At 36.9% G+C, this 13676-nt stretch carries 13 protein-coding genes; all 13 read right to left on the bottom strand.

The genetic code is table 11. From position 1 onward, the window contains the following. Positions 1-19: 19 nt before the first annotated feature. The 13 genes from MKY71_RS02475 to MKY71_RS02415 all read right to left on the bottom strand — a co-directional run bounded on the left by MKY71_RS02475 (position 20) and on the right by MKY71_RS02415 (position 13676). On the bottom strand, positions 20-976 hold the full coding sequence (locus MKY71_RS02475; protein ID WP_340731484.1) for a C-terminal binding protein: 957 nt from the start codon (positions 974-976) through the stop codon (positions 20-22). Next, a complete protein-coding gene (locus MKY71_RS02470; protein ID WP_340731483.1) occupies positions 969-1919 on the bottom strand; it encodes a U32 family peptidase in 951 nt (316 codons plus the stop codon). Before MKY71_RS02470 ends, MKY71_RS02475 begins: the two co-directional genes overlap by 8 nt. Next, positions 1916-2821, bottom strand: coding sequence for a dihydrodipicolinate synthase family protein (locus MKY71_RS02465; RefSeq protein WP_340731482.1), 906 nt, complete (start codon positions 2819-2821; stop codon positions 1916-1918). The genes MKY71_RS02470 and MKY71_RS02465 overlap by 4 nt, the downstream gene beginning before the upstream one ends. Before the next feature lie 13 nt (positions 2822-2834). After that, positions 2835-4289 carry an alpha-ketoglutaric semialdehyde dehydrogenase GucD gene (gene gucD, locus MKY71_RS02460; protein WP_340731481.1) on the bottom strand — a complete coding sequence of 485 codons (1455 nt, stop codon included), beginning with the start codon at positions 4287-4289 and terminating at the stop codon, positions 2835-2837. An 11-nt stretch (positions 4290-4300) separates the two neighbouring features. Beyond that, positions 4301-5173 carry a fumarylacetoacetate hydrolase family protein gene (locus MKY71_RS02455; protein WP_340731480.1) on the bottom strand — a complete coding sequence of 291 codons (873 nt, stop codon included), beginning with the start codon at positions 5171-5173 and terminating at the stop codon, positions 4301-4303. Positions 5174-5191: 18 nt separating this feature from the next. Then, positions 5192-5950, bottom strand: coding sequence for an IclR family transcriptional regulator (locus MKY71_RS02450; protein ID WP_340731479.1), 759 nt, complete (start codon positions 5948-5950; stop codon positions 5192-5194). Between the two features lie 35 nt (positions 5951-5985). Further along, entirely contained in the window at positions 5986-8154 is a 2169-nt protein-coding gene (locus MKY71_RS02445; RefSeq protein ID WP_340731478.1) for a dihydroxy-acid dehydratase domain-containing protein, read from the bottom strand. Positions 8155-8172: 18 nt separating this feature from the next. After that, the gene (locus MKY71_RS02440) at positions 8173-9438 is read right to left on the bottom strand and encodes a TRAP transporter large permease (protein ID WP_340731477.1); all 1266 of its coding nucleotides are present in this window, start codon (positions 9436-9438) and stop codon (positions 8173-8175) included. Between the two features lie 14 nt (positions 9439-9452). Further along, a complete protein-coding gene (locus MKY71_RS02435; protein ID WP_340731476.1) occupies positions 9453-9965 on the bottom strand; it encodes a TRAP transporter small permease in 513 nt (170 codons plus the stop codon). 70 nt (positions 9966-10035) lie between these two features. After that, complete coding sequence (locus MKY71_RS02430; RefSeq protein WP_340731475.1) at positions 10036-11085, bottom strand: TRAP transporter substrate-binding protein; 1050 nt, start codon at positions 11083-11085, stop codon at positions 10036-10038. A 142-nt stretch (positions 11086-11227) separates the two neighbouring features. Continuing rightward, positions 11228-11893: a ribose 5-phosphate isomerase A gene (gene rpiA / locus MKY71_RS02425; protein ID WP_340731474.1), complete on the bottom strand. Its 666-nt coding sequence runs from the start codon at positions 11891-11893 to the stop codon at positions 11228-11230. Further along, positions 11887-13035 (bottom strand): galactonate dehydratase, encoded by a 1149-nt coding sequence (gene dgoD, locus MKY71_RS02420; RefSeq protein ID WP_340731473.1) that lies wholly within the window; start codon positions 13033-13035, stop codon positions 11887-11889. The genes rpiA and dgoD overlap by 7 nt, the downstream gene beginning before the upstream one ends. Further along, positions 13032-13676 carry a bifunctional 4-hydroxy-2-oxoglutarate aldolase/2-dehydro-3-deoxy-phosphogluconate aldolase gene (locus MKY71_RS02415; RefSeq protein ID WP_340731472.1) on the bottom strand — a complete coding sequence of 215 codons (645 nt, stop codon included), beginning with the start codon at positions 13674-13676 and terminating at the stop codon, positions 13032-13034. The genes dgoD and MKY71_RS02415 overlap by 4 nt, the downstream gene beginning before the upstream one ends.

Genomic DNA, 13676 nt, shown 5'->3' with positions numbered 1-13676 from the left:
ACCACGCAGTCTCCTTACATTAAACAACTACATACACTGGTTTTTGCCCTGCTAGTACATCGACCACATTTTTGGTTGTCTTCGTTCTTAATTCTTCGATTGCTTCAACAGAATAAAACGCACTATGTGGTGTGATATAAACATTATTAAATGTTAGTAATTCATGATTAGCCGGAATAGGCTCATGTTCAACCACATCTAATGCTGCACCGGCAATTTTTTTAGTTTTTAAGCCTTCGATTAATGCTGCTGTTTCAATAATCGGACCGCGAGCGGTGTTAATAATGAAGACGCCATCCTTCAATGACTTTATTGTTTCTTTATTGATCAGGTGTCTCGTCTCTTCTACTAAAGGGACGTGGAACGAAAGAATATCTCCAATTTTTAAAGCCTCTTTCAATTCCACTTTCCTCACACCGTAGCTGGCCATTACTTCTTCTGATACGAAAGGATCATAGCCTACTAATGTAAAACCTAATGGCTGTACCTTTTCAATTACTCTTCTCGGAATGCGTCCGAATCCGAATATTGCAAAAACTCTATTTTCAAAACGGTAAATCGGTTTACCGATACTGAAATCCCATATGCCATTTTTCACCGCATTATTGAGTTCTACAATTTTACGTGACCAAGCCATAAGAAGGGCTAACGTATGGTTAGAAACTTCTTCAATTCCATAATCGGGAACATTGCATACTTTAATCCCTAACTCTTTTGCTACGGCAAGATCGATTGTATCGACACCTACCCCATAGCGGGAAATTACTTTGCATTTTGTTAGAGACCTTAATACACGTTCTGATAGTGGTGCATACTGATTAATGATAGCATCCGCATCTTTTGCAGCTTCAATTACTTCATCCTCTGTCCGACATTGTGCTTTTATAAATGAAATTTCTAAACCACTTTCGGCAAAGACACGCTCTTCATACTCCAAAGTATCAAATTCGTAATCTGTTAACACGACTTTAAACATGTTTCGGCTCCTTTCGCACAGATGCAATGCCAAGGCCTTCTGCTCCCAGCTCAGACATCTTTGCTTCCGGACAGTAACGTTTGATCATATCCATTCCAATAGCTGCACGGCGAACACGTTCACGAGCCAGTGACAGGTTTGTTGCTTCCCATTGTTTTCCTGACGGATAGACATCAGGATGATTACGTAGCCCAAACTTAATGTATACCGGGGAAAGCACTCGAATAATTTCCGGAATTTCGTAATATCTTAAAAAGCCGCCAAAATTATCCGGTACTTCTATATAGATATCAATCGGAATATCAATTGCCTGACGAATTGCAGCAAGCTTTGCTAATGTTAAAGAAGAAGGAACATTGTAAGTATCTGCACCTAAATCCTCCATAATTTTCACCGAAACAGGATTACACGCACCCATTTGAACTGAAACTTTAATAACAAAATCTTCAGGCAGCAATCCTTCCTCTTTCATCTTCTTGCTCATATAAAGAAGTCCTTCATCGGCTACGAGTGCTCCTCGTAACCCTAAATCCGCACCACGTTTTAAATCTTCCATTGCATATACTAATTGATCTGCACCCTCATGACGTAACGCTTGCGATTTACCAGCAGCTGTTAGAGGACCTGCACTAATATCCCATGTACCTCTTGGACCGACAAATAGGCTTAATTCTATACCACGCTCTGAAGTTAATTGGCACATTTCTTCAATTTCCTCATCAGTCTGAAGCATAATTCCACTACCTTGTGAAATCCGGTGAATTGTTAAACCATATTCATCAATTGCGTTTAATGTTTCCTTCAATGCTACAGGGCCTTCAACACTCGGCAGCTCGATACGATATTGTGCCCCATCAGGGAAACGCTTCAATGAAGTGGGTAACTCTTGGTAATCCCGTGCAGGGTAACCTAACTTTTCTAGAAATTCAATGGACTGATTCATTTCGTTCCTCCTAAAACTAAGCTTTTAGTTATCATTGTTTCAGCTAAACTTCTCAAATCCTGTTCATTATTAACAAACGGCGTTTTGAAATTCACACGTTCATCTGGATACCATCTTGCATAAACAGCTTCCTTCATCGAGATATAAAAAGATGGGTGCCAAGAGTAAAAATCCATTAAATCGCTAATTTGTCGATGTAATTCCTTAATCGTTTTAAAATCATTTGTTTGAATGGCGTTATACAGACTTACAGATAGTTCAGGAAGAAATACGGATGTACCATTAATACTCCCTGATGCTCCTAAAATCTGAGCGTCTAATAAATGCTCATCAAATGCACTATATACATGAAAATCCGGCTTTACTGATTTCACAGTATTGATTACATTTCGTATTCTACCAATACTCCCTACAGTTTCTTTGATCCCTTTAATATGAGGGAACTCACTAGCAAGTTTGCTAATGACATCAACCGGAATTTCCTGCCCTGTTAATTGGGGAATATTATATAAGTAGATATCGATTGTTACACGGTTTGCTAATTCGGCATAATAGGTATAGATTTGTTCTTCACTCATCGTCCAATAATAAGGCTGTACAACAAGTACACCATCTCCACCTAATTGCTTTACAAAATTGGATAATTCAACTGTTTCTTCTAATACAGTCCCTCCTGTTCCGACAAGTACCGGAACCCGATTATTTAAATAAGGAATAACCTCACTTAAAAATCTTTTTTTCTCATTTAAAGTAAAGTGAGGGAACTCACCTGAACTACCCAACAAGACGATGCCATGCACACCGCCATCTATTATTTTATCAAGCATATCCATGTTTTTTTCTATATCAATATTTCCGTTTTCATCTAATAATGTAACAACTGGCGAAATAATTCCCTTCATGATTTATCCCCCCCTACTTTGCTTTAATATAGACTGTTTTAGATACTGTATAAAACTCCTTGGCTGCTTGTCCTTGTTCACGACTACCTGAACTAGAGTTTTTCATTCCTCCAAATGGAGCTTGGTACTCTACCCCGGCACTTTCAGCATTCACTCTAATTAAACCGGCGTCCATATCATCAATAAATGCTAAAGCATTGCCGATGTTTGTTGTAAAGATCGAAGCACTTAACCCAAACTCAACATCATTAGCCATTTCAATAGCCTCTTCCGTTGTATCTGCTTTAATTAATGCAATAACAGGACCAAACACTTCTTCTTGGGCAATACGCATATTTGTTGTAACACCGTCAAAAATAGTCGGCTCCACAAAATACCCCTGAAGTTCACCTGACTGCACTGGATTTCCGCCTGCAATAAGTGTTGCTCCTTCATTTTTTGCGATTTCAATATATTCTAATACCGTATTATATTGGCTTTCACTTGCACAAGGACCCATCCATGTCGAAGATTCCAATCCTGGTCCAATCGTAATTTTCTCCGTTTCTTCGATTAAGCGATTTTTAAATTGCTCATAAATGCCTGACTGAACAATTACTCGACTTGTCGCGGTACATTTTTGACCTGTCGATTTAAAGGCACCACTTAACACCGCCTGCACAGCATTTTCAAGGTCTGCATCTTCTAAAACGATAACAGGGTTTTTGCCGCCCATTTCCAGTTGGTACTTCACCTGATTTTTAGCAGCAACCTCTGCAATCATTTTTCCGGTAGTCGAAGAACCCGTAAACGTAATCGCATTCACTAATTTACTGTTGATAATTTCGTTTCCTACTGTCGAACCACTACCAGTAACAAAATTAAATACGCCATCCGGCAAGCCCGCGTCAGCAAAACATTTAGCCACTTTCGCTGCTGTTACAGCTGCTTCAGAAGCCGGTTTAAATACAACAGTATTCCCGTAAATTAATGCAGGAGCAATTTTCCAGATAGGAATCGCAACCGGGAAATTCCATGGTGTAATAATCCCGACTACACCCAATGAAGTACGTTTAGTAAACATTAACGCATCTTTTTCGGAAGCTGGAATTACTTCACCATTACTTCTTGCGCCTTCTGCAGCATAGTATTTTAAAATGGCAATACCACGCTGTGTTTCTCCTAAAGCTTCCGGATAAGTTTTACCCATCTCATCCGTTAGAGTCTTAGCGATATCTTCCATATTCTCTTCTAAAATTGACGCTACCTTATACAGTAATTGTCCACGCTGGAAATCACCTAATTTTCTCCACTCTTTAACAGCCTTGCTTGCTGCTTCCAAAGCTTCGTTAGCTTCTTCAACAGTAGATGCCTGTACACTTCCCATTACCTGGCGATTTACAGGGTTAATACTATCTATAAATTTACCACTCTTTGATTCCTGCCATTTTCCGTTAATAAAATTCTCAAACACTTTTGTTGTTATCATAATATTCCCTCCTAGTTTTCTGTAATGCTATTTACTAACACACCAATTTTTGTACTGGATATTTCGATACGATCACCTTTTTGTAATGTAAACTCATTCGGCGGTACGATACATGTTCCAGTCATCAAGGCTGTACCTGGTTCGATGTCATTTTCGAATACTAAGTAATGAACCAGTTCATCCAACTTTCGTTTCAACTGACTAATATAAGCAGTTCCTTCAAATTGGATTACATTGTCTCTTAAAATTTTACAAGTAATATCAATATCATAAGGATTTTCAATACCTTCTGGCATTAAAATTGCAGGTCCGATCGAGCAAGAATTTTTCCAGATTTTCGCTTGTGGTAAATAAAGAGGATTTTCCCCTTCAATATCACGGCAGCTCATATCATTCCCTAATGTAAAACCGATAATATCCTCATTTTTACCAATGATTAATGTAAGCTCCGGTTCAGGAATCTGCCAATTTGAATCGCTGCGGATCGTTAAATCATCGAGAGGTCCTGCAATACGTCGTGCTGTTGATTTAAAGAAGATTTCCGGACGTTCCGCATCATAGACTTTGTCATAGAATGTCTCTTGAATTTCAACATTTGCCTTAGTCGCCTCGTAATTACGAGCCTCTTTACTTTTTAAATATGTTACACCGGATGCCCAAATTTCTTCAGGAACGATAGGCAATGTATACTGCAGTTCCTCTACATTAACTGCTAATGGTTGAATATTTTCTTTCTGAATATAATCTGAAGCTGTTAAATTATTTTCTTTAAGATAATAATAAAATTCAACATAGTCTTTAAATTCAATAGGAAAAACTGAGTTTTCTTCATTTATTAACGCTGTCTGAACCTGATTTTCAAAAATAAACCGAATAAATTTCATAAGTATCCCTCATTTATGTTATTTTAAATAGCCCAACTCACTTGATAAGTCTAATGTGCACTGCTTTAAATACTTTAAAATCTCTTGCTTTTTTTCTTCTGTGAAATTAACAAGAGGTGAAGATACACTAATTGCTGCTACTACTTTTTGAGTGTAATCGTAAACAGGCATCGCCATACAATAAATTCCAGCTTCGTTTTCCTCGTTATCTACAGCGTAGCCCTGCTCACGTACTATCTCCATTTCCGATAAAAATGCTTCATACGTTAAAATAGTATTTGCTGTCGACTGTTTAAATTCATAATGCTTAAATATTTTTTCAAATTGATCTTGCTCTAAATATGCTGTCAAAACTTTACCTACTGCACTACAATGCAGCGGAACTTTTTTTCCAATTCTAGAATAAATAACCAATGTATTATTTCCATTAATTTTGTCAATATATAATGCTTCTCGATCAACACGTGTTACTAAATGGACCGTTTCATTCAATAATTGGTTTAACTTAACTAGATATTTATGAGCAATTGGTTTGATTTCAACTTGATTCATCAGCAAATTTCCACGTTCGTATAATCTCCAACCTAATGCGTATTCTGCAGTATCGTCATCCTGCTTGATGTAGCCATAATGTTTTAGAGTTTTTAAAATGGAATGTACAGTACTTTTGTTTAAATCAAGTTTTGTACTAATTTCTTTAATACTGAATGAACGATGATTTTCATCAAATAACTCTAAAATTTCAAGCGCTCTTGAAACAGATTGGATTAATGTCATTGAATTCACCTCTTAATTAGTTAAGAGATCGAATATTAGTTTAATGAATGTTCTTTTTGAAACTTCTTCGTTGCCTCTTCATAAACCTGGATCGGAACAACACCTTTTGAAGCATCCGTATGTCCCACCATTCGGTTTACAGCAGCTACAAGCTTTTGTCTCGTTTTCATTTTTTGTTTTCTCTCATCAAATAACTGGATTCGATCTGTTTTTTCTTTTATAGTATCGTCATATGAAATAGCATTATCATAATGACCTACTAAATCAATTCTCTGTTCGCGTAATCTTAAATGCAGAATATCACCCGTTTTTAAATATCCAATCCCGCCGCCTTCAAAAGCTTCAGGTGTCATATGTCCAATAGCCGCACCATAAGTTACACCCGAATATCTTCCATCACTAATAATTGTGCAAATTCTTTTTAAAGTACGGTTTGCATTAATATGTTGCATTGGAGTAAACATTTCCGGCATACCAAACGCAACCGGTCCTTGCCCTGCAATAATTACTGCGATTTTTAATATACTTGACTTTACAATTTCATCGAAAAGTTCGTCGTAAGATAAATTGTTTAACTCAGCAAACCTTTCAGGAGCATTATATTTTACAATTGTTTTTAGTACATGCTCTTCAAAAACTTTTGTTTTTTTATAACGTTCCATTAATGTAGAATCCAACAATTGTGCGTTTGCCTCATCTTCATTATCAAAGTAGACAACAGCAGCTAATTTGTTATCGAACTGGTCTAATTGAGGTGTTGGCATCCCGCTAATCTTTACTACGGCACTTTCAAAGAAATTTCCGCGTAATACATCTACCCCGCTAAATGCTCTTCTTGGGCTACTTAAAATAACCGGATTGTCCTTAACATTTGATGCAGGTAAATTATCCGTATACACTAACCGTGATTTCCAAGATGTACCTGTTACTGTTAAAGCATCCACATCCATATCGATACCATTCGTCAATAGTTCATGGAACAATGATTCCATACCTCTGCTTTCACCGTTACAGCATTGCATTGCTAAAGCAAAAATATCTCTTCCTTCCGTTAACGAATAGTTAAATAAATCCGGAATCGGCTGTTCTTTTAATATACTTTCAATATCAAATAAGCTAAATTCATATCCGGCATAAACCATTGCCGATACCATATGCATCATTAAGTTCGTCGATCCGCCTGATGCACTATGGATACGTACACCATTCCGAATATTCTGACTAACTAGCGCAGCAACGCCAAATTCTGGTTTATTAATCATATATTCAAAAGCATCGATTGCCGCATTTACTTGTTGCTGATCTGGCGGACTTGTTAATAATTCGACTGCTGGATGGACAAGCCCTAATCCTGCTACTAAATGACGTGAACTATTTCCTGTTCCGTTAAAAGCACATACGCCGCCTTGGCTATCGCATGTTGCTGCCGCTAAACGCATTTCCAAATATTTATGCTCATCTTTCGAAATAACATTTTTTTCAACTGCCCGTTCAAATACCCCTTGGAATGAAGTATTCGATGAACATTGTAAAATATAATTCATAGTATCTTTTAAATCATTACCGATATCTTCATGTCCGCTTGCTACCGCTCTGTCATACACTTCATTAAGCTTTAACACTACGTCCTCTGGAATTGTTCCACCTACTAATACATGGGCTGGTGCGAATGTAGCGAAGAAAGGTGCATCTCCTCTGGATTTTCTTAATGCATCCAAATGGGCCAATCCACTTACAACCCCTAATGGCTGTTTATCGCAACCTTGAATAACAAAAGCACCATGATAACTGTGTGCTTCTAATTGATTGACAATCATTTGTGCAACGGCATTTCTACTTTGAAGAGAGTAGCTCATCCCTTGGTTTGATTGAGCTGTTCCATCACACATAACGGGTGTAGAGAAGTAGAATGGAACTCCTCCATTTTGCCAAATTCGAATTGCTGCTCTAGAGGATGTTAAATAATCCATAATATGAGCTGGATGATCAGCAGACCCTCCAATAATTGCAATTCGCGGTGCATCCTTTTCCAGACGATGTATAATTTCTTCGAGTGTCCAATCAGGTGTCCCCCCTTCATAGAGCGGCCCCAATATTTTTTTAGAATTGTCCAATAAACCGGCTACTGTAATTGGTTCATTAGCCTTCCCTTGTACATGGTCACTATAAGGATTAACTCTACTTTGCATTAATGGAAATACCATAATTCCCCTCCTCGTTTTTTATAAGAATACTAGCGATAGAACTGGAATAAACGTGATGATTAATAGAATGATTGTCATCACAATAATAAACGGAATAATCGCCTTTGATAATGCCTCGAGACTGACTCCTGAAATACTTGAACCAACAAATAAGTTGACTCCAACAGGCGGAGTAATAAACCCTACCGCTAAAGCAACGATCATAATAATACCGAAATGAATTGGATCATAACCAACTTGAATTGCAATTGGTAATAGAATCGGTGTTAAAATAATGATGGCAGCGATTGTATCCATAAAGCATCCTACAATTAAAAGTAAAACAATGATTAGCAACATAATAATGATTTTGTTATCAGATAGTGACAATAATCCATTTGCAATTTTAAGCGGAATTTGTTCCATGGCTAAGAGTTTACCGAACCCCGTTGCACTTCCAACAATAATTAAAATCGTTGCTGACATAAGTGCAGAATCGACAAAAACAGATGTAAGGTCTTTCAGTTTTAGTTCACGATATACAAAGGCTCCGATTACAAATCCAACAGCAACCGCAACTGCTGCTGCTTCAGTAGGAGTAAACACACCACCGTATATTCCACCTAAGATGATAAATGGTATTAATAATGACCACTTGGCATTCCAAATTTGTTTCCCGATATTTGAAAGTGACGCTTTTTCCGTACTTCCTTTATATCCGGCTTTTTTTGCATAATAGTATGCATAAACCATTAAACCGAGACCAACTAAAATACCTGGAATAATACCGGCCATAAACATATCGCCAATAGACACGCTCCCTGACACACCATACATAACCATAGGAATCGAAGGAGGAATAATTACACCGATAGAACCGGCTGATGCTACAACAGCGGTAGAAAACTTAATATCATAGCCTTTTTTCACCATCGCCGGTATCATAATACTACCTACTGCAGCTACAGTAGCAGGGCCAGAACCAGAGATTGCGGCGAAGAACATACATGTTACGATAGCTGTAAGTGCTAACCCGCCTGTTACAGAACCTACAAGAGACTCTGCAACTGCGATGAGTCGTTTGGAAATACCGCCTTTACCCATAATTTCCCCCGCCAGAATAAAGAACGGGATTGCTAACAATGGAAATGAGTTTGCAGCAGTAGTAAGCTCTTTCATAATAAACTCTATCGGCATTGTGCCATCAATTAAAATCGCAATCATTGCAGATAAACCTAATGAGATTCCAATTGGAACCGTTAAGATCAGTAAAATTGCAAAAGATATAAATATTGTAATCCCCATTTTAATCCCCCTACCTACAGTTTAGGCATGTCTTCATCTATGATTTCTTCATTGTTTTTAAACATCTTCGTTTCAAAATACATACGTTGAATTAAACGAATAGAAGTTAAAACCATTCCAAGCGGCATACCGAGATACATAATCGACATTGGGATACCTAATGATGGAGCACTTTGTCCACTTGTATCAATCATTTCAAAGATTGAAAAACCATAGTACATTGCATAGAGAGCAAATATTAAAAATAGAACGTGAGCAACCATATTAATGAAGTATTTACCTTTACGACCTAAAACAACTAGCAATGCTTCAACACGAATATGTTTGGCCTTTTTAACCCCATAACTGATCCCTATGTACACCAGCCAAACGAAACAAAATCTTGCCAACTCTTCTGACCAGGTAAGTGAACTTTGGGCCACATACCGCATAAAAACTTGTAATACAATTACAACTGTCATAACCCCAAGTAAAATTAACAACAACACTCTTTCAAAGTTTTCATCCAGCCATTTCACTACACTCATCTAATCCCCCCTTTTTTCAATGAATGCGATGAGAAATCAGGATTACTTCTGATTTCTCATCGCATCAATACTATTGGGCCTTTTCAATTTCTTCTAAATATTCATTAACAAAATCTTCGCCGATTGTTGATTTATACTTTTCAATAACTGGTTGTACAGATTTTTTAAATGCTTCTAATTCTGCACCTTCAATTTTGTTATATTCCATTAAACCTTTTAATTCTTCTAAAGCAGAAGCTGCTGTTTCACGAGATAAATCACGGTTATGCTCACCAGCTTCTAAAGCTGCAGCCTGAACGATTTCACGTTGCTCTTCTGATAAACCATCCCAAGTTTTTTGACTGATTAAGAAAATAAATGGAGAATAAATATGGTTTGTTTCAGTTAAATATTTTTGTACTTCCGGATATTTTTCAAGAAAAATTGTTGGATAAGGATTCTCTTGTCCATCTACTGTTTTTTGTTGCATTGCTGTAAATAACTCTGTGAAAGCCATTGGTGTTGGGTTGGCACCCATTGCAGACCAAGCACCTAAGTGAATTTCATTTTCCATAGTTCTGATCTTTAACCCTTTTAAATCATCAATTGATTTAACAGCTTTTTTACTGTTTGTTAATTGGCGGAAACCATTTTCCCACCAAGCTAATTGTAAAACACCTTGGCTTGAAGCTTTTTCTGCAAGTTTATCGCCAAATGGGCCCTGCAATACTGAATCTACAATATCTGTATCCGTTAAAGTGAAAGGTAAATCGAATACCCCATACTCCGGAACAAACGATGTAAATGGTGCAGTTGAAGGAATTGTAATTTCCAATGTTCCAAACTGTAACATTTCAATTGCTGAGCGGTCATCAGCAATCTGACCTGAGTGATATACTTCAACTTCTAATGAATCCGTTTTTGCTTCAACTAATTCTTTAAATTTCACTGAACTTTTATATAACGGTGTCTGATCATTTAACCCCAAACTGATACGTAATTTTTTCTTTTCTCCACTATCTGCCGATACAGATGAATCTGCATTTACAGGTATTCCATTCGATTCTTCGTCACTTCCCCCACATGCTGCAAGTGCTAATGTAAACAACAACAAAAACCCTAAATAAAGTAACTTTTTCATCCAAACATCCCCTTTGTTTGATATTATGAAACGACGTTTTGAGATTGTTAGAAAACGCTTTCAAAACTTATTTTTTATTCTAAATTACTATTCTTTAAAAATCAAGAATATTCTGTATAATTTTAATATTCGTACAAATATACTATTTTTTCACTATAAAGGAATTTTCTATAAATAGCCCTACGTCTACAATTCCTGAGATTATTTTTAGTTCTTGGTAAGTAATTTTCACATCAAATGGTTTTTCTTTTTTTATATCTACAATGTAGTTATTATTATCTGTAATAAAATATTCATTTCCGATTTTCCTTATCGCTACATGAAATCCGAGTTTAATTATTTTTTCAATTGTCCATTTAAAATTATATGGAACAATTTCTACTGGAATAACTTCATTTGCAAATTCTTCAACAAATTTTGATTCGTCAGCAATAATCACCTTTTTTTGTGATTTTTCAAGAACTTGTCTTTCTCTAAATAATGAGCCTCCACCACCTTTAATAAGGTTATGTCTTGCATCAATTCGATCAGCACCGTCAAATGAAATATCTAATAAAGCAGTATCCTCTATATTCGAAATATTCAGTCTATGATGCATTGCATAACTTTCAATTCTTTTAGAAGCAGGGACAAAGTGTAACTGAAGTTGTTCTCGTTTTATCCTTTCAGCAATCAAATCTACAAATATTTGCATTGTAGAACCAGACCCTAAACCAATAATTGTATTGTCTTCTACCATTTGAACCGCTTTTTCCGCTAATTCCCTTTTTTGAGTCAGATTTTGACTTTTATCATACGGTCCTACCATTCGGCAACAGTCCCATCAGCATGTCTCCAAACAGGATTCTTCCATTCGTGACCGACCTTCTGCTGTTCACGTACAAATCCTTCGTTAATCTCTATTCCTAATCCCGGTTTTTTAAGGTTTTCAACAAAACCGTCTTTATACTCAAATACACTAGGATCTACTAAGTAATCTAAAATATCATTTCCTTTATTGTAATGAATGCCTAAACTTTGCTCTTGAATAAATACGTTATAACATGTCGCATCTACTTGCAGACAAGAAGCTAAAGCAATAGGCCCTAATGGACAATGAGGTGCCACTGCAACATCATATGCTTCTGCCATCGAAATAATTTTTTTGCACTCCGTAATACCGCCTGCATGAGATAAATCGGGCTGAATAATATCAACATAGCCATCTGCCAACAATTTTTTAAAATCCCAACGAGAATACATTCTTTCGCCAGTGGCTATTGGAATGCTAGTATGCCTTGCAATTTCCCGAAGCGCCTCATTGTTTTCTGGCAATACCGGCTCTTCAATAAACATCGGATGATATTGTTCCAGTTCCTTGGCTAGAAGCTTTGCCATTGGTTTATGAACTCTCCCATGAAAATCTATACCAATACCAAAATCCTTACCTAAGTTTTCTCTAATAATTGCTACTCGCTCCAATACGTTTTCAACTTTTGAAAAAGAATCAATCATTTGAAGCTCTTCTGTTGCATTCATTTTAATCGCCGTGAATCCATTATCATGGGCTTTTTTTGCTTGTTCTAAAATATCATTTGGACGGTCGCCACCAATCCATGAGTATACCCTTGTCTTCTCTCTGCATGTACCACCTAGCAAATCATAAACCGGTGCATCATAGTACTTTCCTTTAATATCCCATAATGCCTGATCAATTCCGGCTATTGCACTCATTAATATAGGACCGCCTCGATAAAACCCGCCTCGATATAATTCATTCCAAATATCTTCAATATTCATCGGATTTTTACCTATTAAGTACGGTTGTAATTCCTGAACACATGCTTCTACCGTAGCTGCTCTTCCTTCAACAATTGGCTCACCCCAACCAATGATTCCTTCGTCTGTGCTAACCTTCAAAAACAACCATCTTGGCGGGACCCTAAATGTTTCTATAGCAGAGATTTTCATGCTTTCACCTCATTAAATTTTTCAACATATTGCCGAGCAATCTCAGTAATTTGATCGAAATCCCTATTATCTATTAAATTTTTATCAAATAATGCACTTCCGATTCCTACTGCTACAGCGCCATTGTTGAGAAACTCCGTCATATTCTCCAAACTCACTCCCCCAGTCGGCATAAGGGGAATATGTGGTAGCGGACCCCTCAAATCTTTAAAATAGCCAGGCCCCAACTTAGTTGCCGGGAATACTTTTAAAATATCAGCTCCTGCTGAATATGCTTGAACAATTTCCGTAGGAGTATAGACACCAGGAATAGAAATTCTTCCATACCGATTTGTTAGATGAATTGTATCGATATCCAAAATTGGTGAAAAAATAAAGTCTGCGTTAGCCTCGATGGCTTGCTTAGCGGTTTCTTTATCTAATACCGTTCCTGCCCCAACTAAAATACTTGTATTGTATTTTTTCTTTAATCGACGAATCGTATTAAAGCTGTCTTCGCTATCAACTGTGACTTCGAGTACTTTAATACCACCTTCAACAATCGCTTCCGTTACTTCCATTACTACAGTCGGGTCTATTTTTCGTACGACAGCAACTACTCCATTTTGTTCAATAAACTTTAACTTATCCCATTTATACAT

The organism is Solibacillus sp. FSL W7-1324 (assembly GCF_038008025.1).
Lineage (GTDB): Bacteria > Bacillota > Bacilli > Bacillales_A > Planococcaceae > Solibacillus.
This window is presented reverse-complemented; position numbering and strand designations above follow the sequence as displayed.

What these genes read in the sequence shown, in the direction of transcription:
- MKY71_RS02475 (WP_340731484.1), bottom strand. Translation starts at nt 976, where the DNA reads ATGTTTAAAGTCGTGTTAACAGATTACGAATTTGATACTTTGGAGTAT.
- MKY71_RS02470 (WP_340731483.1), bottom strand. Translation starts at nt 1,919, where the DNA reads ATGAATCAGTCCATTGAATTTCTAGAAAAGTTAGGTTACCCTGCACGG.
- MKY71_RS02465 (WP_340731482.1), bottom strand. Translation starts at nt 2,821, where the DNA reads ATGAAGGGAATTATTTCGCCAGTTGTTACATTATTAGATGAAAACGGA.
- gucD (WP_340731481.1), bottom strand. Translation starts at nt 4,289, where the DNA reads ATGATAACAACAAAAGTGTTTGAGAATTTTATTAACGGAAAATGGCAG.
- MKY71_RS02455 (WP_340731480.1), bottom strand. Translation starts at nt 5,173, where the DNA reads ATGAAATTTATTCGGTTTATTTTTGAAAATCAGGTTCAGACAGCGTTA.
- MKY71_RS02450 (WP_340731479.1), bottom strand. Translation starts at nt 5,950, where the DNA reads ATGACATTAATCCAATCTGTTTCAAGAGCGCTTGAAATTTTAGAGTTA.
- MKY71_RS02445 (WP_340731478.1), bottom strand. Translation starts at nt 8,154, where the DNA reads ATGGTATTTCCATTAATGCAAAGTAGAGTTAATCCTTATAGTGACCAT.
- MKY71_RS02440 (WP_340731477.1), bottom strand. Translation starts at nt 9,438, where the DNA reads ATGGGGATTACAATATTTATATCTTTTGCAATTTTACTGATCTTAACG.
- MKY71_RS02435 (WP_340731476.1), bottom strand. Translation starts at nt 9,965, where the DNA reads ATGAGTGTAGTGAAATGGCTGGATGAAAACTTTGAAAGAGTGTTGTTG.
- MKY71_RS02430 (WP_340731475.1), bottom strand. Translation starts at nt 11,085, where the DNA reads ATGAAAAAGTTACTTTATTTAGGGTTTTTGTTGTTGTTTACATTAGCA.
- rpiA (WP_340731474.1), bottom strand. Translation starts at nt 11,893, where the DNA reads ATGGTAGGACCGTATGATAAAAGTCAAAATCTGACTCAAAAAAGGGAA.
- dgoD (WP_340731473.1), bottom strand. Translation starts at nt 13,035, where the DNA reads ATGAAAATCTCTGCTATAGAAACATTTAGGGTCCCGCCAAGATGGTTG.
- MKY71_RS02415 (WP_340731472.1), bottom strand. Translation starts at nt 13,676, where the DNA reads ATGTATAAATGGGATAAGTTAAAGTTTATTGAACAAAATGGAGTAGTT.